General features: G+C 71.8%; 21 protein-coding genes and 1 pseudogene. 21 read left to right on the forward strand and 1 reads right to left on the reverse strand.

Translation table 11 applies throughout. The annotated features are described in order from the left end of the window. The 16 genes from DGO_RS01955 (at position 1) to DGO_RS02030 (ending at position 13,045) form a co-directional block, all read left to right on the forward strand. Positions 1–480 carry a GNAT family N-acetyltransferase gene (locus tag DGO_RS01955; protein WP_043800618.1) on the forward strand — a complete coding sequence of 160 codons (480 nt, stop codon included), beginning with the start codon at positions 1–3 and terminating at the stop codon, positions 478–480. After that, the gene (locus DGO_RS01960) at positions 477–959 is read left to right on the forward strand and encodes a GNAT family N-acetyltransferase (protein ID WP_043800621.1); all 483 of its coding nucleotides are present in this window, start codon (positions 477–479) and stop codon (positions 957–959) included. Before DGO_RS01955 ends, DGO_RS01960 begins: the two co-directional genes overlap by 4 nt. Beyond that, positions 956–1,408: a GNAT family N-acetyltransferase gene (locus DGO_RS01965; protein WP_226991414.1), complete on the forward strand. Its 453-nt coding sequence runs from the start codon at positions 956–958 to the stop codon at positions 1,406–1,408. The genes DGO_RS01960 and DGO_RS01965 overlap by 4 nt, the downstream gene beginning before the upstream one ends. Further along, complete coding sequence (locus tag DGO_RS01970; RefSeq protein WP_014683801.1) at positions 1,405–1,881, forward strand: GNAT family N-acetyltransferase; 477 nt, start codon at positions 1,405–1,407, stop codon at positions 1,879–1,881. The genes DGO_RS01965 and DGO_RS01970 overlap by 4 nt, the downstream gene beginning before the upstream one ends. After that, complete coding sequence (gene argH / locus DGO_RS01975) at positions 1,878–3,272, forward strand: argininosuccinate lyase (RefSeq protein WP_043800625.1); 1,395 nt, start codon at positions 1,878–1,880, stop codon at positions 3,270–3,272. The genes DGO_RS01970 and argH overlap by 4 nt, the downstream gene beginning before the upstream one ends. Before the next feature lie 5 nt (positions 3,273–3,277). Continuing rightward, on the forward strand, positions 3,278–3,769 hold the full coding sequence (locus DGO_RS01980) for an HIT family protein (RefSeq protein ID WP_043800629.1): 492 nt from the start codon (positions 3,278–3,280) through the stop codon (positions 3,767–3,769). A 43-nt stretch (positions 3,770–3,812) separates the two neighbouring features. Beyond that, on the forward strand, positions 3,813–4,334 hold the full coding sequence (locus DGO_RS01985) for a GNAT family N-acetyltransferase (RefSeq protein WP_014683804.1): 522 nt from the start codon (positions 3,813–3,815) through the stop codon (positions 4,332–4,334). 105 nt (positions 4,335–4,439) lie between these two features. Then, on the forward strand, positions 4,440–4,892 hold the full coding sequence (locus tag DGO_RS01990; RefSeq protein ID WP_014683805.1) for a GNAT family N-acetyltransferase: 453 nt from the start codon (positions 4,440–4,442) through the stop codon (positions 4,890–4,892). Positions 4,893–4,929: 37 nt separating this feature from the next. After that, a complete protein-coding gene (locus DGO_RS01995; RefSeq protein ID WP_043800633.1) occupies positions 4,930–5,457 on the forward strand; it encodes an N-acetyltransferase in 528 nt (175 codons plus the stop codon). 53 nt (positions 5,458–5,510) lie between these two features. Then, positions 5,511–7,205 (forward strand): hypothetical protein, encoded by a 1,695-nt coding sequence (locus tag DGO_RS02000; RefSeq protein WP_043800636.1) that lies wholly within the window; start codon positions 5,511–5,513, stop codon positions 7,203–7,205. 99 nt (positions 7,206–7,304) lie between these two features. Further along, positions 7,305–8,489 (forward strand): glutamine-hydrolyzing carbamoyl-phosphate synthase small subunit, encoded by a 1,185-nt coding sequence (gene carA / locus DGO_RS02005; protein WP_014683808.1) that lies wholly within the window; start codon positions 7,305–7,307, stop codon positions 8,487–8,489. A 39-nt stretch (positions 8,490–8,528) separates the two neighbouring features. After that, a complete protein-coding gene (locus DGO_RS02010; RefSeq protein ID WP_050920646.1) occupies positions 8,529–9,125 on the forward strand; it encodes a hypothetical protein in 597 nt (198 codons plus the stop codon). A 169-nt stretch (positions 9,126–9,294) separates the two neighbouring features. After that, positions 9,295–10,038: a uracil-DNA glycosylase gene (gene ung, locus DGO_RS02015; RefSeq protein WP_014683809.1), complete on the forward strand. Its 744-nt coding sequence runs from the start codon at positions 9,295–9,297 to the stop codon at positions 10,036–10,038. Beyond that, on the forward strand, positions 10,038–11,087 hold the full coding sequence (locus DGO_RS02020) for a DNA topoisomerase IB (RefSeq protein WP_014683810.1): 1,050 nt from the start codon (positions 10,038–10,040) through the stop codon (positions 11,085–11,087). The genes ung and DGO_RS02020 overlap by 1 nt, the downstream gene beginning before the upstream one ends. A 223-nt stretch (positions 11,088–11,310) precedes the next feature. After that, positions 11,311–11,682, forward strand: a complete 372-nt coding sequence (locus DGO_RS02025) for a P-II family nitrogen regulator (RefSeq protein WP_014683811.1) — start codon at positions 11,311–11,313, stop codon at positions 11,680–11,682. Between the two features lie 28 nt (positions 11,683–11,710). Continuing rightward, positions 11,711–13,045 carry an ammonium transporter gene (locus DGO_RS02030; RefSeq protein ID WP_050920853.1) on the forward strand — a complete coding sequence of 445 codons (1,335 nt, stop codon included), beginning with the start codon at positions 11,711–11,713 and terminating at the stop codon, positions 13,043–13,045. An 86-nt stretch (positions 13,046–13,131) separates the two neighbouring features. On the opposite strand, the gene DGO_RS02035 is transcribed toward DGO_RS02030, so the two are convergent. Then, positions 13,132–14,340: a molybdopterin molybdotransferase MoeA gene (locus DGO_RS02035; RefSeq protein ID WP_050920854.1), complete on the reverse strand. Its 1,209-nt coding sequence runs from the start codon at positions 14,338–14,340 to the stop codon at positions 13,132–13,134. 106 nt (positions 14,341–14,446) lie between these two features. Between DGO_RS02035 and DGO_RS02040 the strand changes: the two genes are divergently transcribed. From DGO_RS02040 to DGO_RS02060, 5 genes and pseudogenes are all read left to right on the forward strand, one after another. Next, complete coding sequence (locus tag DGO_RS02040) at positions 14,447–14,923, forward strand: FKBP-type peptidyl-prolyl cis-trans isomerase (protein WP_014683814.1); 477 nt, start codon at positions 14,447–14,449, stop codon at positions 14,921–14,923. 131 nt (positions 14,924–15,054) lie between these two features. Continuing rightward, positions 15,055–17,116, forward strand: a pseudogene (locus tag DGO_RS02045) (protein kinase domain-containing protein). Positions 17,117–17,232: 116 nt separating this feature from the next. After that, complete coding sequence (locus DGO_RS02050) at positions 17,233–17,550, forward strand: Sec-independent protein translocase subunit TatA/TatB (protein ID WP_043800642.1); 318 nt, start codon at positions 17,233–17,235, stop codon at positions 17,548–17,550. A gap of 175 nt (positions 17,551–17,725) precedes the next feature. Next, the gene (locus DGO_RS02055) at positions 17,726–19,750 is read left to right on the forward strand and encodes a protein kinase domain-containing protein (RefSeq protein ID WP_014683816.1); all 2,025 of its coding nucleotides are present in this window, start codon (positions 17,726–17,728) and stop codon (positions 19,748–19,750) included. Continuing rightward, entirely contained in the window at positions 19,743–20,015 is a 273-nt protein-coding gene (locus DGO_RS02060) for a glutaredoxin family protein (protein ID WP_014683817.1), read from the forward strand. Before DGO_RS02055 ends, DGO_RS02060 begins: the two co-directional genes overlap by 8 nt. Positions 20,016–20,042 lie beyond the last annotated feature (27 nt).

The raw sequence follows: 20,042 nt of genomic DNA on the forward strand, positions 1-20,042 counted from the left end.
ATGAACGGGTACGGCTACACCCTGCGCCCGGCGCTCCCTGAGGATGCGCCGGTCCTGGCCCGTTTCCGGGCGGGCATGTTCCTGGACATGCAGGCCCCACTGGAAGAGGGCTGGGAGGAGTGCTGGACGGCCTACTTTCGGGAGGCGCTCGTGGACGGCCGCTACTGGGCCATGCTGGCGACCGTGGGTGGCCGCCCTGTCGCCTGCGCCGGGCTGATGGTGCTGCCGATGGTGCCGCTGCCCTCCGACCGCTCGGGTGGGCGCGCCCATGTGCAGGGGGTCTATACCCTGCCGGAGTACCGGGGCCGGGGACTGGCCGAAATGCTGACCCGCGCTGTGCTGAAAGAGGCGCAGCGCCGGGGCTACCGGGCCGCCAACCTGAACGCTTCCGTGTCGGGACGGGGGATCTACGAACGCCTGGGCTTTGTCGAGGCGGCGTCACCAGAGCTGCGCCTGAATCTGGCGGGAGCAGCCCTGTGACCTTCCCCGACTACACCCTGCGCCCGGCGACCGTCGCCGACGCGGTCCTCATCCAGCACCAGCGCGACGCCATGTTCACCGACATGGGCCAGGACCCCGCGCAGATCGCGCAGGTGCATGAGGTCGGGGCGGCGTGGCTGCGCGGCGCACTGGGCCGGGGCCTGTATACCGGCGTGCTGGCCGAAGACGGCGCAGAGGTCGTCGCCGGGGCGGGGGTGCTGTGGCAGGACCTGCCGCCGAACGCGAACACGGCCCTGACCGTGCGGGCCTACGTCCTGAACGTGTACGTGCGGCCCGACCACCGGGGCCGCAGGCTCGCGCGGCGGCTGGTCGAGCATCTGCTGGCCGAGTGCGCGGCGCGCGGCGTGCGCCTCGTGTCCCTGCACGCCTCCGAGGCGGGGCGGCCCATCTACGAGGCCCTGGGCTTCACGCCGACCAACGAACTGCGCCTGACGCTGCCCGGAGAGGGGGGAGCGTGAGCCTGCCCGCCGGATACCCCCTGCGCGAAGTCACGCTGGCCGATGCCGACGCGGTGGCTGTCCACCGCTACCCAGAAGTGGCCGACGCCGCCGAGCGCCCGCCCTACGCCGCCTGGCTCGCGGGGGCGCTCGCCGCTGGCCGCTACCTGGGACTCATGGCCGTATGCCGGGGCGAGGTCGTCGCGGGGGCAGGCCTGACCCTGCTGGAGTGGGGGCCGACCCGTGGACAGCTGGAGCCGCTGCGGGGCCGCCTCGTCAACGTCTGGACGCACCCGGAGCACCGCCGACTCGGGCTGGCCCGGACCCTGTGCGCGGGGTTGCTTGCACGGGCACGGGCGCGGGGTATCGGCACGGTCGGCCTGGGCAGCACGCCGCAGGCCCGCGACCTCTACCTCGCGCTGGGTTTTGCCCCGCAGCCCGCCGAGATGAAGTGGGAGGCCCCGCGATGAGCGCGCCTGTGCATGTCGCTCTGCGCGCCGTGACCCCCGCCGACCTCCCCGCCTTCCACGCCGTGATGATGGCGGCGGGCATGGACCCGCGCAGCAGCTGGAGCCGCGTGACGGTGGCCGACCTCCAGGCGTCGCTGTTCGCCCCCGATGCGGGCGGTCTCGTCGCCCAGACCGAGGCCGGGGTGGTGGGCGTGGTCGGTTACCGGCCCGACGGCCCCCGCACCCTGACCCTGAACAAGCTGGCGACCGTGCCCACCGTGCGGGGCCAGGGCGTCGGGCGGCAGCTGGTCGAGGCGGTCGAGGCCCACGCCCGCGCCCAGGGCTACGGCCGGGTCCTGCTGGCGGTCAGCCAGTACAACCTGGACGTGTTGCCCTTCTACGAAGGCCTGGGCTACCGCCGCAGCGCCGAAGCCTATGCCCACGCCCACCCCGCCAGCCCGCCCCCGGTGGTGCTGGTCAAGGAACTGCCATGACCAAGACTCAGGACAAGAAACTCTGGGGCGGGCGCTTCGCCGAAGCCACCGCCGAACTCGTCGAACTCTTCAATGCCTCGGTGGGCTTCGACCAGCGCCTCGCAGAGCAGGACATCCGGGGCAGCCTCGCGCACGTCGCCATGCTGGGGCAGGTCGGCATCCTGAGCGCCGAGGAGGTCGCGCAGATCACGGGCGGCCTGAACGCCGTGCTGGCCGACATCCGCACTGGAGCTTTCGAGTGGCGGCTCGACCGTGAGGACGTTCATATGAACGTCGAGGCTGCGCTGCGCGACCGCATCGGGCCGGTGGCGGGCAAGCTGCACACTGCCCGCAGCCGCAACGACCAGGTGGCGGTGGACTTCCGGCTGTTCACCAAGGAAGCCGCGCTGGACCTCGCCGACAAGACGCGCGCCCTGCGGACGGTCATGCTCGACGAGGCCGAGAAGCACCTGGAGACCGGTGTCATCCTGCCCGGCTACACGCACCTTCAGGTCGCGCAGCCCATCCTGCTCGCCCACTGGTTCATGGCCTACGTGGCGATGCTGGAACGCGACGAGGGCCGTTTCCGGGACGCCGCCGAGCGCATGGACGAGTCGCCGCTGGGCAGCTCGGCGCTGGCGGGCACGCCCTGGCCCATCGACCGCTTCGCCACCGCCGGGGCGCTGGGCTTCGCGCGCCCGACCGCCAACAGCCTCGACGGGGTGGGCAGCCGCGACTTCGCCATCGAGTTCCTGTCGGCCTGCGCGATCCTCTCGGCGCACCTTTCGCGCCTCTCCGAAGAACTGATCCTGTATTCGACCTTCGAATTCGGCTTCCTGACCCTGCCCGACAGCCACACCACGGGGTCGAGCATCATGCCGCAGAAGAAGAACCCCGACGTGTCCGAGCTGGCACGCGGCAAGGCGGGGCGCGTCTTCGGCAACCTGATGGGCCTGCTCACCGTGGTCAAGGGCACGCCGCTGGCCTACAACAAGGACCTCCAGGAAGACAAGGAGGGCGTGTTCGACAGTTACGACACCCTGAGCATCGTGCTGCGCCTGTACGCCGAGATGATGCCCAAGACCGTTTGGCACGCCGAAAAGACCCGAGAGGCCGCCGCCCGGGGCTACTCCACCGCGACCGACGTGGCCGATTTCCTGGCCCGGCAGGGCGTGCCCTTCCGCGAGGCGCACGAGGTCGTGGGCGGGCTGGTCGGGCTGGCGAGCCGCAGCGGCCGGCAACTGTGGGAGCTGAGCGACGCCGAGCTGAAGGCCGCCCACCCCCTGCTGTCGGCCGAGGTCGCGCAGACGCTGACCGTCGAGGAAAGCGTGCGCGGGCGCCAGAGCTACGGCGGCACGGCCCCCGAACAGGTCGCGCGCGCGATTGCTGACGCGAAGCGGGCGTTGGAGTAACGGCCATGAACGTCACTCTTCCCCTGGACGGCCGCCTGTTGCCCCAGCGTGAGCGGGAGTGGGCCGACTGGCTCGCCCGCCCGCACGAGAACCCGCTGACGACCCGCGCCGATTTTTCTGGGGGAGAGGTCGTGCTGGAAAACGACCTGTGCATCTACACGCAGGACGCCCGCTACGCCGACGGCCTGCCGTACTCCGGGCTGATCGTCACGCGGCGGCCCTGCCAGACCGTCTTCGACCTGACCCCGCAGGAGGTGGCGGCGGTCCATACCCTGCTGGCCGAGGTCCGGGCGCTGCTGGCCGAAACGGTGCGGCCCGACGGGTACACGGTGGGCTGGAACGTCTATCCGGCAGGCGGCCAGCACATTCCGCACGTTCACCTGCACGTCATCCCGCGCTGGAAGACCGAGGCCTCGGCCGGTGCGGGGCTGCGGTACTTCCTCAAAGCGGCCCGGCTGGAGGCTGAGCGGGAAGCCGAGCGACGACGGGAATGCTGATGCCGACCTTCGCCTTCCGCCCCCCCGCTTCTCAGGAGACCCTATGACCCTCACCCCAGGACCCATCAACACCATGCACGTCAAGCTGCGCCAGGCCGCGCCCGAAGATTTTCCCGTGATTCTGGACCTGCTGGAACGCTGCGGCCTGTTCACCTCCAGCGTGACCCCGGAGGGTGGAACCTACTGGGTCGCGGAACTCAACGGCGTGCCGGGCGGCTGCATCGGGCTGGAACACGGCGAGGGCGCCTCGCTGATCCGCTCGACCGCCGTGATCCCGGAGGCCCGCTCGCAGGGCCTGGGCCGCGCCCTGGTGCAGAGCGCCCTGACGCACGCCTCGCTGCGCGGCGACCGCGTGGTGTACCTGTTCAGCCAGGAGGCAGGCGACTACTGGACACGCTTTTCCTTCGCCCCCGCCACGGCGGCCGAGGTCGAGGCGGCCCTCCCCGACGCCCCGCAGGTCCGCAGCGGCCTGCTGCGCGGCTGGATTCACGAGGAACAGGTCTGGCGGCGCGACATTCCGCAGCCACCGTCGGGAGCGGCCGGGCCACAAGGGGCGGCCGGGTGAACTACTCAAGTGACGCACCCGGTGCGGGGGTGCGCTATGCTCCGGGCACACCCAAACCCGCCGCGCCGGACTGTTCCGGCACGACCATTCCAGGAGGCTCCGAGCATGACCGACGCCAATGTCAGCATTCGACTTGCCAACGACACCGACCGGGACACCGTCATTCGCGTCTTCCACGACGCCGGGCTGGACACGGACGCCGCCCTGGCCGAGGGCACGACCTACTGGGTGATGGAACGGGGCGGCCAGGCCATCGGGGCCATCGGGCTGGAGCACGGCGACGGGGCCTCGCTGCTGCGCGGGGCGGCCGTGGTGCCGCAGGCGCGGCAGGGCGGCCTAGGCCGGCGGCTGGTCATGAGCGCCATCAACTACGCGCAGGGGCGGGGCGACCGGGCCATCTACATGTTCTCGAAGGGAGGGGACTGGGGGTCGTTCGGGTTCACGCAGGTGCCCCTAGCCGTCGTGATGGGGGATATCCCCGACGCCCCGCAGATTCAGGCCTACCGCGCCAAGGGCGAGCGCCCGGGCGGCACCACCTGGATGCGGCAGCTGGGCTGAGGCGCGCTGCCCGGAGCCGCTGCGGGGAGGGCCGGCCGTGACCCTCTCGCTCGATTCCATCGCCGTGCCCGACCTGCACCCGCAGGCGCCGCTCTCGACCCGCAAGGCCCGCCTCAGCGACATCGAGGCGATTCATGAGCTGATCGGCTACTGGGCGGCGCGCGGGCTGATGCTCGTGCGTTCGCGCGCCCTGCTGGCCGAGACCATCCGCGACTTCCACCTCGTGCTGGCCGAGCCGCACGAGGGCAAGCCGGGCGGGCTGGCGGGCGTGTGTGGCCTGCACATGCTGGCCCCCGACTTGGCCGAGGTGCGCGGGCTGGCCATCCATCCCCACATGCAGGGGCGCGGGCTGGGGCGCGACCTCGTGGCCGCCTGCGAGCGTGAGGCCCGCGACATCGCGCTGCCGGGGCTGTTCGCCTGGACCTACCAGCAGGGCTTTTTCGAGAAGTGCGGCTTTACCCGCATCGACAAGACCAACCTGCACCCCAAGGTCTGGAGCGAGTGCCAGCGCTGCGCCTTCTTCGAAAACTGCAACGAGATCGCCATGTTCCGGTCGCTGGAATGACGCCCGCTCAGATTCGCCCCGCCCTGTCTAGGCCGCCGCGTAGGATGAGGAAGATGAAACCTTCCCTGTCGCTTTCGGCCCTTACCCTGTCGCTCGGCCTTGCGGGCCTCGCGGGCGCGCAGACGGCGCAGCCCCTCGCGGCCTCGCTGCCGGCGGGCGCCCTGCTCACCCTGGAGACGCACGACGCCGAACCGGCCCTGGAGCGCCTGACCGGCCTGCTCTCGGGCGTGGTCGGGGCGGCGGGCAAGCTGGCGGGTGAAGAGGACGGGGAAGGAGCGGGCCGCGCCGACGCGGTGGTGGGCGCGGCGCAGACCATCCTGAGCGACCTGCTGGGCCGCGAGGGCGTGGCGGGCGTCTTCGCGGTGCAGGGGCCGCGCGGCACCTTCTCGCCCGAGCTGCTCGCGGTGGCGCGGGCGGGCGACCTGGCGGGCGAGGTGCTGGGAGGCGGCCTGCCGGACAAGCCCGGCGCGCGGGTGGGCAACTACGCCTTCTCGCGGGTGGGCAGCGTCTTCGCGGGGCAATCGGGCGAGCTGCTGTACGTCTCGACCGACAAGGCGCTGCTCATGAGCTACCTGGGCCGCCTGAGCGGCAAGGCGGCGCCCACGCTCGCGGCCTCGGCGCCCTACGCGGCGGCCACCCGCGCGGCCGGCCCGCAGGAGCTGAGCCTGTACGCCAACTTCAGCGCGGTCGCCAAGGTGGTGCGTTCGCAGCTGGCGCGCACCGGCCTGCCCCGGCTGCTCTCGCCGGTCGTGGACGCCCTGGACACTCTGGGGCAGTACGCGGGCGGCCTGACCACCACCGGGGAGGGGATGACCACCGCCTCGGCGCAGGTCGTGAACCCGGCCGGCAAGGACGCGCCGCTGCGCCGCATCCTGGGGGCGACCACCGACTTCGCCGTGCAGGACATCATTCCGGCCGACGCCGAGTCGGTGCAGGCCAGCGCCTGCGCGCCCGAGTCTCAGGCCTACCTGGGCCGCTGGCTGACCCGCCTGGACCTCTTCGAGCCGTTCGGCTTCCTGACCGACAGCCAGCTCGCCAGCCACCTCGAGCGCTCGGGCACGTACCTGGGCGGCGAGTGCGCGCGCGTCTCGCTGGCCGGGGGCACCCTGGCGGGGCTGGAGGTCAGCGACCCGGCGGCGAGCCTGCGCTACACCGTGACCTACCAGCGCGTCACCGACCAGGCGGCGGCCGAGGCCCACATGCCCGAGTACGCCCGCAGCGTGAACGAAGCGATTGAGGGGCTGCGCGGCAACTTCAAGACGCTGCTGGGCTCGTCCATCGGCGCGCTGTCGGGCCTGGGCATGGGGGGCAGTGGTCTGTCGGCGGCGGAGGTGGCCGCGCTGACCCGCGAGAGTGCGGGCACCAGCCTGGACGACCTCGACACGCTGCTCGGCAAGCTCAAGCTGGTGTACGGCTTCCGGGACGGCTACCTCGTCACGGCCTTCAGTCCCGAGGCGCTGGCGGCAGCGATGGACCCGGCTGCTCCGGCGCTGGGCCAGAGCGAGGCCTTCAAGGCGGCGGGGCTGACCCTGACGGGCAGCGGCGGCTGGAGCTATCAGCCCGACCTGCCCGAAATCAGCGGTGAGGCGCTGGCGGGCGCGCTGCCCGAAGGCGAGGAAGGCGAGATGGCCGCGCCCTTCATGGACGTCCTGGCCGATTTGGTGAACAGATATGACGGCATGACCTCACAGCGCAGCGTGCAGGGGAATGTCATCATCAGCAAGGCCAACGTGCTGTACCGCTGGTAAGCCCGGACCCGGGGACACCGGGGCGGGGGAGCCAGGAGAAGCGCGCGGGCCGAGCCATGAAACGCGTCCGGAGAGGCGCGAATGGGGAGGGAAGCAGACATGATCAGAAAAGAACGGGCCATCCTGGCTCTGGAAGACGGCACGGTGTACCGCGGCTACGCTTTCGGGTACCGCGGCGAGACGGTGGGCGAGGTGGTGTTCAACACCTCCATGACCGGGTATCAGGAGATCATGACCGATCCCTCGTACAACGGGCAGATCGTGACCATCACCTACCCGCACGTGGGCAACTACGGCGTGGCGATCTACGACATGGAGAGCAACAAGCCCTACGTGCGCGGCTTCATCTCGCGCGAGTTCTCGGGTGAGTACAGCAACCACCGCGCGCAGCAGTCGCTCGAGGCCTTCATGCAGCAGTACGGCGTCGTGTCCATCCAGGGCATCGACACCCGCGCCCTGGTGCGCCGGCTGCGCGAGGGCGGCGTGGTCAAGGGCGTCATCGCCCACCGCTCGTACACCCACCCGGAAGACGCCTACGGCGAGTTCACGCCCGCCGAGGAGCAGGTCTACGTGCAGCGCGCCCGCGACCACCAGGACATCGACGGGCACGACATGACCAAGGAAGTCACCACGCCGCTGCCCTACGCCTTCCCCACGCTGCGGCAGGGCAAGCGCGTCGTGCTGATGGACTTCGGGATCAAGCACACCATCATCGAGCGGCTGGCCGAGGTGGGTATCGAGCCCATCGTGGTGCCCGCGCACACCACCCCGGCGCAGATCATGGCGCTGCAACCGCACGGCCTGTTCCTCTCGAACGGCCCCGGCGATCCCGCCCCGCTGGAGTACGCCCACAAGACCGCCTGGGAGATGATGGGCCTGCTGCCGACCTTCGGCATCTGCCTGGGCCACCAGATCCTGGGGCTCGCGGCAGGCGGCAAGACCTTCAAGATGAAGTTCGGGCACCGGGGCGGCAACCAGCCGGTCAAGAACCTGCTCACCGGCAACGTCGAGATCACGTCGCAGAACCACGGCTACGCGGTGGACATCGACTCGATTCCCAACGGGGCTTTCGTCGCCACGCACGTCAACCTCAACGACGGCACGCTGGAGGGCATGGCCCACAGCCGCTACCCGGTGTTCAGCGTGCAGTACCACCCCGAAGCCAGCCCCGGTCCGCACGACAGCCGCTACCTCTTCGACCGCTTCATCGAGGAGATCGACGCCTTTGACGGCGGCGACGGCTCGCCCATCGTCAAGGCGAGCGCGGGGCGACTGGGCGTCTGAGCCTCCGGCTCCTCACGAAGTTTTTCTAGAGTGTTCGGTGTGGCTCCTGAAGGCGCACCGAACCTCTTCCGTTTTCTGACCGTGCGGCGGCCGGTGCGCCGGGTCGCCCTCGGGGCGGCGCTCGCGCTGCTGGCGCCGGGGCTGCCGGGCCGCGCGGCGACGGCCCCAGCCCAGACCGCCTCGCCGCCGACCGTCCGCTTCGTACTGACCCAGACGCTGGTGCGCCCGGCGACAGGGGGCGGGGCCGACCGCTACGAGCCCTCGCCCGCCTCGGTGGTGCCCGGCGACCTGCTGCGCGAGGAAGTCGCCGTGACCAATGTGGGCCGCGCAGCGCTGCGGAACGTGCTGGTCGCCTTGCCGGTGCCGGGCGGCACGGCCTACGCGGGCCGCGCGACCCCGGCCACCGCCGGCTGGACCCTCCAGTTCTCGGACGACCGGGGACGCACCTACGCCGCGCAGCCGGCCCGCACCGTGAGCCGCACCGAAAACGGCAGGGCGGTGAGCCGTCAGGTCGCTGCCCCGCCCGAAACCTACACCCATGTGCGCTGGACGGTGGCGACCCTGCGGCCCGGCGAGACCCTCAAATTCAGTTTCCGGGTGAGTGTCCGGGCCGCCGGGGCGCAGGACGGGAACTGACCCCCACCCGCCGCTCCCGGCCTGGATGAAGAAAAACCCGGAGCCGCTGCGGGCGGGCAGAATCTATCCTGCGCGGGAAAGATTCGCCCTCATCCCCCGCCGGGGCCGGGTGCCCGGTGCGGCGCTCTCCCCGGCCCGCACTTCAGGACCCAGCCCACCGGAGGCCCCCATGAGTGACCAGCCCGACCTGTTCGGCCAGAAGGACGCCGCGCCCAGACCCGTGATGCCCGCCGGGCTCCCCGAGTCGTGGCGCGCCGCCCTGGCCGACGAGTTCGCCGCGCCCTCCTTCCACGCCCTCAAGGATTTCCTGGTCGAGGAACGCCGCACCCATACCGTCTATCCCCCGGCCCCCGACGTCTTCAATGCCCTGCGCCTCACCCCGCTGGAGAACGTCCGGGTCCTCATCCTCGGTCAGGACCCCTACCACGGTGCGGGACAGGCGCACGGCCTGTCCTTCAGCGTGCGGCCCGGCGTGCGCGTGCCCCCCAGCCTCCAGAACATCTACAAGGAGTTGCAGACCGACCTGCCCGGCTTTACCCCGCCCCGGCACGGCGACCTGCGGGCCTGGGCCGAGCAGGGCGTCCTGCTGCTCAACGCGGTGCTGACGGTGCGCGCGGGCGAGGCGAACAGCCATGCGGGCAAGGGCTGGGAGGGGTTCACCGACGCGGTGATCCGGGCGGTGAATGCCAAGCCGGGGCGGGTGGTGTTCGTGCTGTGGGGGGCGTACGCGCGCAAGAAGGCCAAGCTGATTACGGGCCGGCAGCACGTGATCATCGAGTCGGCGCACCCGTCGCCGCTGAGCATGGCGCGGTTCATGGGGAGCCGGCCGTTCTCGAAGGTGAATGCGGCGCTGGAGGAGGCGGGCGAGGCGCCCATCGACTGGCAGCTTCCCCTCAAGGTCGAGGCCGAGTAATGCCCAGCCGCACCGACCTGCTGGCCGAGGACTACCTGCGCCGCGAGGGCCATGACCCCAAAAAGTTCAGGTATTTCTACCCCGACGGCCGGCCGTACCGCGACAAGGCCGGGATCGCGCGCATCGCGTCGCTGGCGGTGCCGCCCGCCTACGAGGACGTGTACGTGGCCCCCGACGCCGACGCCGAGGTGCAGGCCTTCGGGCGCGACGCCGCCGGGCGGCTGCAATACCGTTACCACCCCGACTTCGTGCAGGCGGGCGCCCTCAAGAAGTGGCAGCGCCTGAGCCGCTTCGCCGGGGCGCTGCCCACCCTCAAGGCCGTGACCGGCAGCGACCTGCGCGCGGGCGGCCTGCCCCCCCGCAAGGTGCTGGCCCTCATGACCCGGCTGCTGCACGTGGCCCGGTTCCGGGTGGGCAGCGACACCTACGCCCGCCAGCACCAGACCTACGGCCTGAGCACCCTGCGCCAGCGGCACGTGAAGGTCGAGGGGAACACGGTCGTCTTCGACTTCAAGGGCAAGCACGGCGTCTCGCAGCACAAGGCGGCCACCGACCGCACCCTGAGCGGCAACATCGCGCGCCTGCTCGACCTGCCCGGCCCCTGGCTGTTCCAGACGGTGGACGCGGAGGGCGAGCGCCGCCGCATCCATGCGCCCGAGCTCAACGCGTACCTGCGCGAGGTGATCGGGCCGTTCACGGCCAAGGACTTCCGGACCTGGGGCGGCACGCTGCTCGCCGCCGAGTATCTGGCCGAGGCGGGCGTGCAGGAAACCGAGCGCGCCGCGCGCAAGGTGCTCGTGGAATGCGTGAAGGTCGTGGCCGCCGACCTGGGCAACACGCCCGCCGTCACGCGCGGCAGCTATGTCTGCCCGGTCATCTTCGACCGCTACCTGGAGGGCAAGGTGCTCGACGATTACGAGCCGCGCACCGCCCGGCAGGAGGCCGAACTGGAGGGCCTGACCCGCAGCGAGGCCGCCCTGAGCCGCCTGCTCGCCAGCGAGAAGACCCTGCGGGGCCGCAGTCGGGAGCGCCGGGCCACCGGCGCCTGACCCGGTCCGGCACCCCGGCCCAGGCCCTCTCCAGGAATGGAGGGGGCCGCGCGTTGTCGCCCGCCCGGCCCCGGTCCGGTCTCCCGTGGTGCCCGGACTGCGGGTTGTATACGGCAAAATGAGCATTTGACTAGGTTTTTTTAGACATTGCGTCCGGGAAACCCTATGCTGATGCTATGCAGGGATGCGACTTCTGCAAATTGGACGGTAAAAAGGAGACGCCATGAAACTGATCACGGCGATCGTCAGGCCCGACCGGGTCCAGCAGGTTAAAGAGGCGCTGTTTCAGGCCGGCATCAGCGGCCTGACCCTCTCGCGGGTGAGCGGGCACGGCGGCGAGCAGGAAATCGTGGAGCACTACCGGGGCACGCGCGTGATGGTCGAGTTCCACGACAAGGTGGAATTCCGCATGGCCGTCAGCGAGCCCTTCGTGGACATCGCCATCAAGGCGATCTGCAAGGGCGCGCGGACCGGCGAGGTGGGCGACGGCAAGATCTTCGTGCAGCCCCTCGAGCGCGTCGTGCGTATCCGCACCGGCGAGGAAGACAACTCGGCCCTGACCCCCGTCAACGAGACCCGGCTGACCCCCGCCTGAGGGCGGTTTCCGACAGGAGGAAGTGACCATGCGCACACCCGACCGCACCACCGCCCTCGCGGCCGCGCCCCTGCTGGCCCTGGCGCTCGGCAGCGCCGCCCTAGCCCAGGGCGCGGCGACCCCGCCCCCCACCCTGAACAGCGGCGACACCGCCTGGATGCTCGTCTCGGCCGCCCTGGTGCTGCTGATGACGCCGGGCCTGGCCTTCTTCTACGGCGGCCTGACCCGCGCCCAGAGCGTCCTGAACACCATGATGATGAGCGTCGTGTCCATCGGCCTCGTCGGCGTGCTGTGGATGCTCGCGGGCTACACCATCGCCTTCGGGCCGAACGGCAACGCCCTGGTCGGCGGCTTCTCGAACCTGGGCCTGGAAGGCCTGCAGGGCCAGCTCACCGGCACCATCCCCAGCTACGTCTTCGCGGCCTTCCAGGCGATGTTCGCCATCATCGCGCTGGCGCTCATCTCGGGAGCGGTCATCGAGCGCATGCGCTTCGGGGCCTTCGTGCTGTTCGGCGGCCTCTGGAGCCTGCTGATCTACTCGCCCCTGGCCCACTGGGTCTGGAGCAGCGACGGCTGGCTATTCAAGGACGGCGCGCTGGACTTCGCGGGCGGCACCGTCATCCACATCTCGGCCGGGGTCTCGGCGCTCGTCGCCGCCTTCGTGCTCGGGCCGCGCATCGGCTTCCCGCGCAACGCCCACATCCCCCACAACGTGCCGCTGGTGCTGCTGGGCGCGGGCCTGCTGTGGTTCGGCTGGATGGGCTTCAACGCCGGGTCGGCCGCCGCCGCCAACCAGACCGCCGGCCTCGCCTTCATCACCACCCTGATCGCCCCCGCCGCCGCGATGCTCACCTGGCTGGTCTGGGAGTCCTCGCGCGCCGGCAAGCCGACCGCCGTGGGCGCCGCCACCGGCCTGGTCGTGGGCCTGGTCGCCATCACCCCCGCCTGCGCCTTCGTGAGCCCCTGGGCCGCCGTGATCGTCGGGGCCGTGGGCGCCACCGCGAGCTACTGGGCCGTGCAGCTCAAGCACCGCCTGCGCGCCGACGACAGCCTCGACGTGTTCGCCTGCCACGGCGTCGCCGGCATCGTGGGCGCCCTGCTGACCGGCGCGCTGGCCTTCACGACCGGCAGCGGCAAGCCCTGGGGCGAGCAGATGCTCACGCAGATCGTCAGCGTGGTCGCCAGCGTGGTCTGGGCGGGCGTCGGCTCCTTCGTCCTGCTCAAGCTGGTGGGCCTGGTCATGCCGCTGCGCGTTCCGGCCAGTCAGGAAGTCGCGGGCATCGACCAGAGCGCCCACAGCGAACAGGGCTACAGCGAGAACGAAACCGGCCTGGGCGCCCCCGTCTTCCTCGGCGGCGACTGAGGACCAAGCTCCACCTGCGACACCAGAACCTCCACGTTGCCCCGCCACCGACCGCATCCCCGGTGGCGGGGTTTTCCGTGCCGGGTCTACAGCAGGATCACGTCCACCTCGTCCCCGGCCTCCACCTTCTGGCCCTCGGGCACGATGACCAGGGCGTCGGCGTCGCTCAGGGACCGCAGCACGCCGCTGCCCTGCTGGCCGTAGTCGCTGACCTGCCCCCCGGTGATGGTCGCGCGCCAGAAGGCGGTCTTGTCGCTCAGGGTCCGGAAGGGCGTCGCGGCGCGCAGGTGCAGGGTCTGCACCGGCTGGCCGGTCAGCGCCGGGCGCACGATGACGTGAAAGACCACGAGGCTGCTCACCGGGTTGCCCGGCAGGCCGAAGACCGGCAGGCCCTTCCAGCCGCCGAGCAGGGCGGGGCCGCCGGGGCGCATCCGCACCTTCCAGAAGGACACCCGGCCCTGGTCGATGAGCAGGTCGCGCATGAAGTCGTACTTGCCCATGCTGACGCCGCCACTGGTGAGGAGCACGTCGGCGCCGCCCGCGCGCGCGATGGCGTCCTCCAGGGCCTCGGGGCGGTCGGGGGCGTGGCCCAGCGGCACGACCTCGCAGCCGGCCTCGCGCAACATGGCGCCCAGGCCCACGCTGTTGGAGTCGTACACCTGCCCGGCGCGCAGCGGGGTGCCGGGGGCGACCACCTCGTCGCCGGTCGAGAGCAGGGCCACGCGCAGCCGCCGCCTGACCCGCACCTCGGCGTGGCCCAGCGCGGTCGCCAGCGCCAGCCGGGGCGAGGTCAGCGGCAGCCCGGCGCGCATGACCACCTCGCCCGCGCGGAAGTCGCCGCCCTCGGCGCGCACGTCGCCGGGGCTGGCGGCGCGCAGCAGCTCCACGGCGTCCAGCCCCTGGTCACGCAACTGCTCGACCGGGCAGATGGCGTCGGTGCCGCGCGCCATCGGGGCGCCGGTGTAGATCCGCACGCACTCGCCCGGACCGACCTCGCCCGTGAACGGCTCGCCTGCCCGGCTCTCGCCCACGACCTTCAGGAGCACGGGCGTGTCGGGGCCGGCCCCCCGCGTGTCGGCCTCGCGGCAGGCGATGCCGTCCAGCGCGCTCTCGGTGGCCGAGGGGTGGCTGACCAGGGCGGCGAGGTCCCCGGCCAGCACCCGGCCCAGGGCCTGGGCGACCGCGACCGTCTCGGTGCCGGGGTCGGGCAGCAGCGCCGCGAGCATGGCGCGCGCCTCCTCGACACTGACATGCATGGGAAAAGCCGGTGGGGTAGAGGAGGTGGGCAGGGGCATGAGGGCCAGCATAAAGGCCACGGTCCCTGCCCCAGGGAAGGCGCTTGCTAGACTGGGGAGCGCAGAGCCCCGGGCCGAGGGAGGCCCGGAGCAGGGAGGACCACCTATGAACATCGCCCAGAACAAAGTCGTCGAACTCGAATACAAGCTCACGGTAGACGGCGAGGTCATCGACCAGAGCGAACCGGGTGAGCCGTTGGTGTACCTCCAGGGCCACAACAACATCATTCCGGGGCTGGAGCGGGCGCTGGAAGGCAAGCAGACCGGCGACAGCCTCCAGGTCACCGTGCAGCCCGAAGACGGCTACGGCGTGCGCGACGAGGACGCCATCGAGGACCTGGAGCGCTCGGACTTCGAGGACGATATCGAAGTCGGCGCGACCTACTACGCGCAGGCCGAGGACGGCAGCGTACTGCCCTTCACGGTGCTGGCCATCGACGGCGACACCGTGCAGGTGGACTTCAACCCCCCGCTGGCGGGCGAGGTCCTGAACTTCGACGTGAAGGTCCTGAACGTGCGCGACGCGACCGCCGAGGAGCTGGAGCACGGCCACGCCCACACCGAAGGGATGCACGACCACTAAACATTCCGGAGCAGGACGCGGGAAGCGTGGGCCGGCTGGCCCGCCGCTTCCCGCCTTTCCTTGAAGGGCGGGCGCGGAAAGACCGGGGCAGCGCAGGAAGCCGGCCGCGCCGTACTACACTGGGGAGCGAGATGCCGCTGGAATCCGGGGTGCTGCTGGCCGGCCGCTATGAGCTGCGCGCCTTGCTGGGAGAAGGAGGCAGCGCGCAGGTGTTCCGCGCCGCAGACGCGCTGCTGGGGCGCGAGGTGGCGGTCAAGGTCATGCACGCGCATGTGCCCGAGTCCGACCGCCGGCGCTTTCTGCGCGAGGTCCGGACCCTGGCGCGCCTGACCCATCCCGGCGTGGTCCCGGTTCTGGACCTGGGCGAGGAGCAGGAGGGGGGACGGCCCTTTTTCACCATGCCGCTGCTGACCGGCGGCCCGATCACGGCGCTGGGGCCGCTGGAAGACGCGCCCGGGCCGCTGGCGCAGTTCCTGACGGCGGCGGCCTTCGCGTCGCGGGCGCTGCATTTCGTGCATGCCCAGGGCATCGTGCACCGTGACCTCACGCCGGGCAACGTGCTGCTCGACGGTGCGGGGTTGCCGCGCATCATGGACTTCGGGCTGGTGGCCCTGTCCGAGCAGACCCGGCACCTCACCCGCAGCGGGGTCACGCTGGGTACGCCCGCCTACATGGCCCCCGAGCAGGCCAAGGGCACGGGGGTGGACGCCCGCAGCGACCTGTACGCGCTGGGCGCGGTGCTGTACCGCGTGGCCTGCGGCAGCCCGCCCTTCGTCGGCGACAGTGACCAGAGCGTGCTGTACCAGCATGTCTACGAGGCCGCCCCCGATCCGCGTGAGCTGAACCCGGCCATTCCCGACGCGGTGGCGCAGGTGCTGCTGGCCCTGCTCGCCAAGCGGCCCGAGCGCCGGCCCGAGAGCGGCGAGGTGCTCGCGCACCTGTGGGCGCTGGCGCGGCGGGACGTGTGGACGGCCCACGCGCGCGGGCAGTACCGGGGCGGGCGCGTGCGCAGCGGCGAGCATCCCGACGGCCCGGCCCGCGTGGCGCGGCTTCAGGAGGCCTGGAGCGTGGCCCTGCCCGGCGAGGTGACGTGGCCGGCGGCGGTGGTGGGCGAGGGCGACCTCGTGGCCGTGGGCACGCGCGGCGGGCAGCTGATCCTGACCCACACGTCGGGGCGGCCCTACGCGACCCTCGCGGCGCGTGACGAGGTGACCGCCCCGGCGACCTTCTTGGGCGGGCACGTGCTGTACGGGGCCTGGGACGGCACCCTGCGCCGCGCCGAGTTGCAGAGCGGGCAGGAGGTCTGGCGGCACCAGGCCCGCGCCGAATTCACCGGGGCCCCCACCGTCTGGGCCGACCGGGTGCTGGCCGCCAGCCGCGACGGGCACCTCCACGCCCTGAACCTGCGCACCGGCGAGCTGGCCTGGGCCTACCGCACCGGGGGGCCACTGGCGGCCAGTCCGGGTCATCTGGGCGGGGGCGGCGCTGCTGTGCGACGAGGACGGCTGGCTGCACGCCATCGACGCCCGCAGCGGGGGGCCGCTGTGGAAGGTCGAGGTGGGCACGGTCCACGCGACCCCGGCCCTGCTGCCCACCGGCCCGGCCGAGGCCACACTGGTCGTCGCCACCTGGCCCGGCGAGGTCCATGCCCTGCGGCTGAGCGCGGCGTCGGGGCGCGCCGCCCTGAACACCGAGGAACCGATCCTGTGGACCTACGACCTGGAGGACGAGGTCTGGGCCTCGCCCGCCATCGCCCGCTCGGCCCTGGCCGCGCCGGTCCCGGCGGCGTCCGACGAGGCCGCGCTGCCCGACGCCCCGGCGCAGGGCGCTCAGGCGGCGCGGGGCCCGGCCGGGGGGCACGGGGTGGTCGTGGTGGCCGGATGGGGCGGCGTGGTGCGGGCGCTGCGGCTCTCGGACGGCGAAGACCTCTGGGCACACGCGCTCGAAGGCCGGGTCACGGCCAGCCCGGTCATCAGTGGGGGGATGGTCTACCTGGCCTCCGAACTGGGTGAACTGACGGCGCTCGACCTCGCCACGGGCGCGGTGCGCTGGACCCGGCGCGAGCGCACCGGCGTGCAGGCCACCCCACTCGCTGCCGGCGGCGCGCTGTATGTCGCCTTCATGGACGGGACCCTGCGCGCCTACCGCGACGCCACCCCGGCCTGGACCCCTGGCGGCGCGCGCGAGGACTGAGGGTCCGGGCAAGGGGCCGCGCGGATTCTCACCTGCGGCGCATCCATCCCGGCGCGCGCCGGGGCTAGACTCGGGGGCAAAGTGGCGCCCGCGCCCGTCCCCCTGGAGGTCCACCCATGCCCAATCTCGGTCCCGGAGAAATTCTCGTCATTCTGATAGTCGCGCTGCTGGTGTTCGGGCCGCGCAAACTGCCGGACCTGGGCAAGAGCCTGGGCGGCGCGCTGCGCGAGTTCCGCCGCAGCACCCAGGGCCTCAAGGAAGACTTCGACGGCGCGATGCGCGAGTCGCCCGCCCCGGCCCAGGCCCAGACGGCCCAGCCGGTCACCCAGGTCATCGCCGCCCAGCCCCAGGTGGTCACGGCGCAGGCCGTCACCCCCCAGGCCGCCGCTCCCCAGCCCCAGGCCACGCCGACCGCCGAACCCCGCCAGGGCTGAAGACTTCCCGCTGCCCCCGGCCGCCCCCGCTTGTAAGCACGCTGCAAGCGGGGGCGGTTATAACAGAGGAGATGGTGTCTCCTGCCTCCTCCTGCCCGCCGGGCCGACCGGACCACGCGTGAATACCGCCCTGCTGGTGGCCCTGTTCGTGGTCACGCTGCTGCTGCTCGTCCGTATGTCCGAGCGTGCCCTGAGCGCCGTGCTGGCCGTGACAGGCGCGGTTCTGGTGCTGTTCCTGGCCGCCGTGAACCTGGGCGCGACCCAGGGGGACCTGCTGGCCCGCCTGGCGCGCACCCAGGGCCTTCTGGTCGTGGTGGTCACGCTGCTGGGGGGCGCGGCCTTCACGCTCGGCGCGCCGCAGCTGCCCCGGCTGCGCACGGGTGGGCTGCGGCTGCTCGAGCGGGCGCGGCCGGTGCGGGTCCAGCGCACCGCCAAGCCTGTGGCAGCCACCCCGCGCGCCCCGACCCACCTGACCGTCAGCGACCTGCATTTTCAGGAGTACGAGGTGCTCGACCGCGTGGGGGTCGGCGGCATGGGCAGCGTGTACCGCGCCCGGCGCAAGAACGACGGCAAAGTCGTGGCCCTCAAGGTGCCGCAGGAGAAGTACCTCGCCGACGCCAAATTCGTCAAGCGCTTCTACCGCGAGGCGGAGGTGCTCAAGCGCTTCAGCCACCCCAACATCGTGCGGGTCTACGACTACCGCATGCAGGACCCCGAGCACTACATCGCCATGGAGTTTCTCGACGGGCAGAGCCTCGAAGCCCTGCTGGAGGAACGTGAACTGGGCTTCGGGGAGAGCGTGCAGATCCTGCGGGCGCTGGCCGACGCCCTGCGGCACATTCACATGCAGAACGTGGTCCACCGTGACATCAAGCCCGCCAACGTGATGGTCACGCAGGGGGCCCTGAGCGGCGGGCAGCTGCGCGACGGCGGGGTCAAGCTCATGGACTTCGGCATCGCGGTGGGCAAGGTCCTGACCCGCCTGACCATGACCGGCGCGCGGGTGGGCACGCCCATCTACATGGCGCCCGAGCAGGCCAAGGGCAACCGCGTGGATGCCCGCAGCGACGTGTATTCGCTGGGGCTGCTGGCCTACGAGATGGTCACCGGTCAGACCGCCTTCCGGGGCAGTTACGAGGCGGTCGTGCACCAGCAGGTCTTCGAGTCGCCCAAGCCGCCCAAGCAGGTGCGGCTGGACGTCCCGGGCAAATTCAGCGACCTCGTGCTGGACATGATCGAGAAGGACCCGGCGGGCCGCCCCACCCTCGACGAGGTGATCGCGCGCATCGACGCGGGCGTGCTGAGCGACGAGACCTTCGACGATCCGGTGGCCCTGGCGATCAGCATTCAGGAGCGGCACGGCACGCTGCGGCTGCTTGACCTGCACGGCAAGCTGCGCCTGAGCCTGCGTGACCAGTCGAGCGGCGAGGCCGGGCTGCCGGGCGCGCCCGGGGCGATTGTGGGCGACCGTCAGGGCCACCTGTACATCGCCCTCGTGGACCTGCGCCAGGGCAAGGGCGGGCCGCTGATCCGCAAGCTCGACGCCCAGGGCCGCGAGGTGCTCGCCTTCGGCAGCTACGGCCTGGCCGAGGGCGAACTGCTGCGCCCGGTGGGCCTCGCCATGATCGGCCCGGAACTGTACGTTCTCGATGCCGAGTCCTGCGCCGTGAGCGTGTTCACCGCCCAGGGCAAGTTCGTGCGGCGCTTCGGCGGGCGCGGCAGCGGCATGGGGCGCTTCGCCCAGCCCGCCGCCATCGCCGCGTCGCCGGCGGGCGAAATCTACGTGCTCGACCACGGCAGCTGCGAGGTGCAGCGCTTCAGCGCCCAGGGCGAGTATCTCAGCCGCTACGCCTTCCGCCTCGACCGGGGCAGCGAGGGCCTGCGCCCCCTGGAAGGCCTGAGCGTGGACGCCGCCGGCAACGTGTACATCGTGGACAGCGTGGCGCGCAAGCTGCGCCGGGTGGGTGCCGACGGCAGCTCCGGCACGGCCTTCGCCCTGGAGACGCTGGTCGGCGAACCGGCCGACGCCACCTGGCTGCTCCAGGTCAGCGAGCAGGGCCAGATCTACGCCGTGCGTCAGGGCGGACAGGTCCTGCGGACCTATTCGCCGGCGGGCGACCTGCTCACCTCGCGCGACATGTACGCCCCCGTGATGGCGATGGCCCTGCTCGAGCGTCCCCGGGTCGGCAGTCATGCCTGAGCCGGGGCTGCGGCTCTACAGCCGTGTGGGCTGCCACCTGTGCGAACAGGCCGAGGAGAGGCTGGACCGCTACGGGTTCGAGTACGAGCGGCTGGAGGTGAGCGGCGACCCCGAGCGCGAGCGGCTGTACGGCCACGACGTGCCGGTGCTGACCGACCGTGCGGGCCGGGTGCTGCTGCGCGGCGTGTTCGGGCCGGGCCGCCTGGGTGAGCTGCGGCTGCGGCTGCGGCGCGAGCTGGCCCCCGGCGGGGCCGGAGACGTCTAGCCCGGCGTCTGCTATGCTCCGGAACGC

The sequence above is a fragment of the Deinococcus gobiensis I-0 genome (assembly GCF_000252445.1).
In the GTDB taxonomy this organism is placed as follows: Bacteria; Deinococcota; Deinococci; order Deinococcales; family Deinococcaceae; genus Deinococcus; species Deinococcus gobiensis.

Coding starts and splice junctions, on each gene's coding strand:
- argH (WP_043800625.1), top strand. CDS start 1,878: ATGACCAAGACTCAGGACAAGAAACTCTGGGGCGGGCGCTTCGCCGAA.
- ung (WP_014683809.1), top strand. CDS start 9,295: ATGAGTGACCAGCCCGACCTGTTCGGCCAGAAGGACGCCGCGCCCAGA.
- DGO_RS02040 (WP_014683814.1), top strand. CDS start 14,447: ATGAACATCGCCCAGAACAAAGTCGTCGAACTCGAATACAAGCTCACG.
- carA (WP_014683808.1), top strand. CDS start 7,305: ATGATCAGAAAAGAACGGGCCATCCTGGCTCTGGAAGACGGCACGGTG.
- DGO_RS02000 (WP_043800636.1), top strand. CDS start 5,511: ATGAAACCTTCCCTGTCGCTTTCGGCCCTTACCCTGTCGCTCGGCCTT.
- DGO_RS01990 (WP_014683805.1), top strand. CDS start 4,440: ATGACCGACGCCAATGTCAGCATTCGACTTGCCAACGACACCGACCGG.
- DGO_RS01980 (WP_043800629.1), top strand. CDS start 3,278: ATGAACGTCACTCTTCCCCTGGACGGCCGCCTGTTGCCCCAGCGTGAG.
- DGO_RS02020 (WP_014683810.1), top strand. CDS start 10,038: ATGCCCAGCCGCACCGACCTGCTGGCCGAGGACTACCTGCGCCGCGAG.
- DGO_RS02030 (WP_050920853.1), top strand. CDS start 11,711: ATGCGCACACCCGACCGCACCACCGCCCTCGCGGCCGCGCCCCTGCTG.
- DGO_RS02025 (WP_014683811.1), top strand. CDS start 11,311: ATGAAACTGATCACGGCGATCGTCAGGCCCGACCGGGTCCAGCAGGTT.
- DGO_RS01955 (WP_043800618.1), top strand. CDS start 1: ATGAACGGGTACGGCTACACCCTGCGCCCGGCGCTCCCTGAGGATGCG.
- DGO_RS01970 (WP_014683801.1), top strand. CDS start 1,405: ATGAGCGCGCCTGTGCATGTCGCTCTGCGCGCCGTGACCCCCGCCGAC.
- DGO_RS02050 (WP_043800642.1), top strand. CDS start 17,233: ATGCCCAATCTCGGTCCCGGAGAAATTCTCGTCATTCTGATAGTCGCG.
- DGO_RS02055 (WP_014683816.1), top strand. CDS start 17,726: ATGTCCGAGCGTGCCCTGAGCGCCGTGCTGGCCGTGACAGGCGCGGTT.
- DGO_RS02035 (WP_050920854.1), bottom strand. CDS start 14,340: ATGCCCCTGCCCACCTCCTCTACCCCACCGGCTTTTCCCATGCATGTC.
- DGO_RS02060 (WP_014683817.1), top strand. CDS start 19,743: ATGCCTGAGCCGGGGCTGCGGCTCTACAGCCGTGTGGGCTGCCACCTG.
- DGO_RS01985 (WP_014683804.1), top strand. CDS start 3,813: ATGACCCTCACCCCAGGACCCATCAACACCATGCACGTCAAGCTGCGC.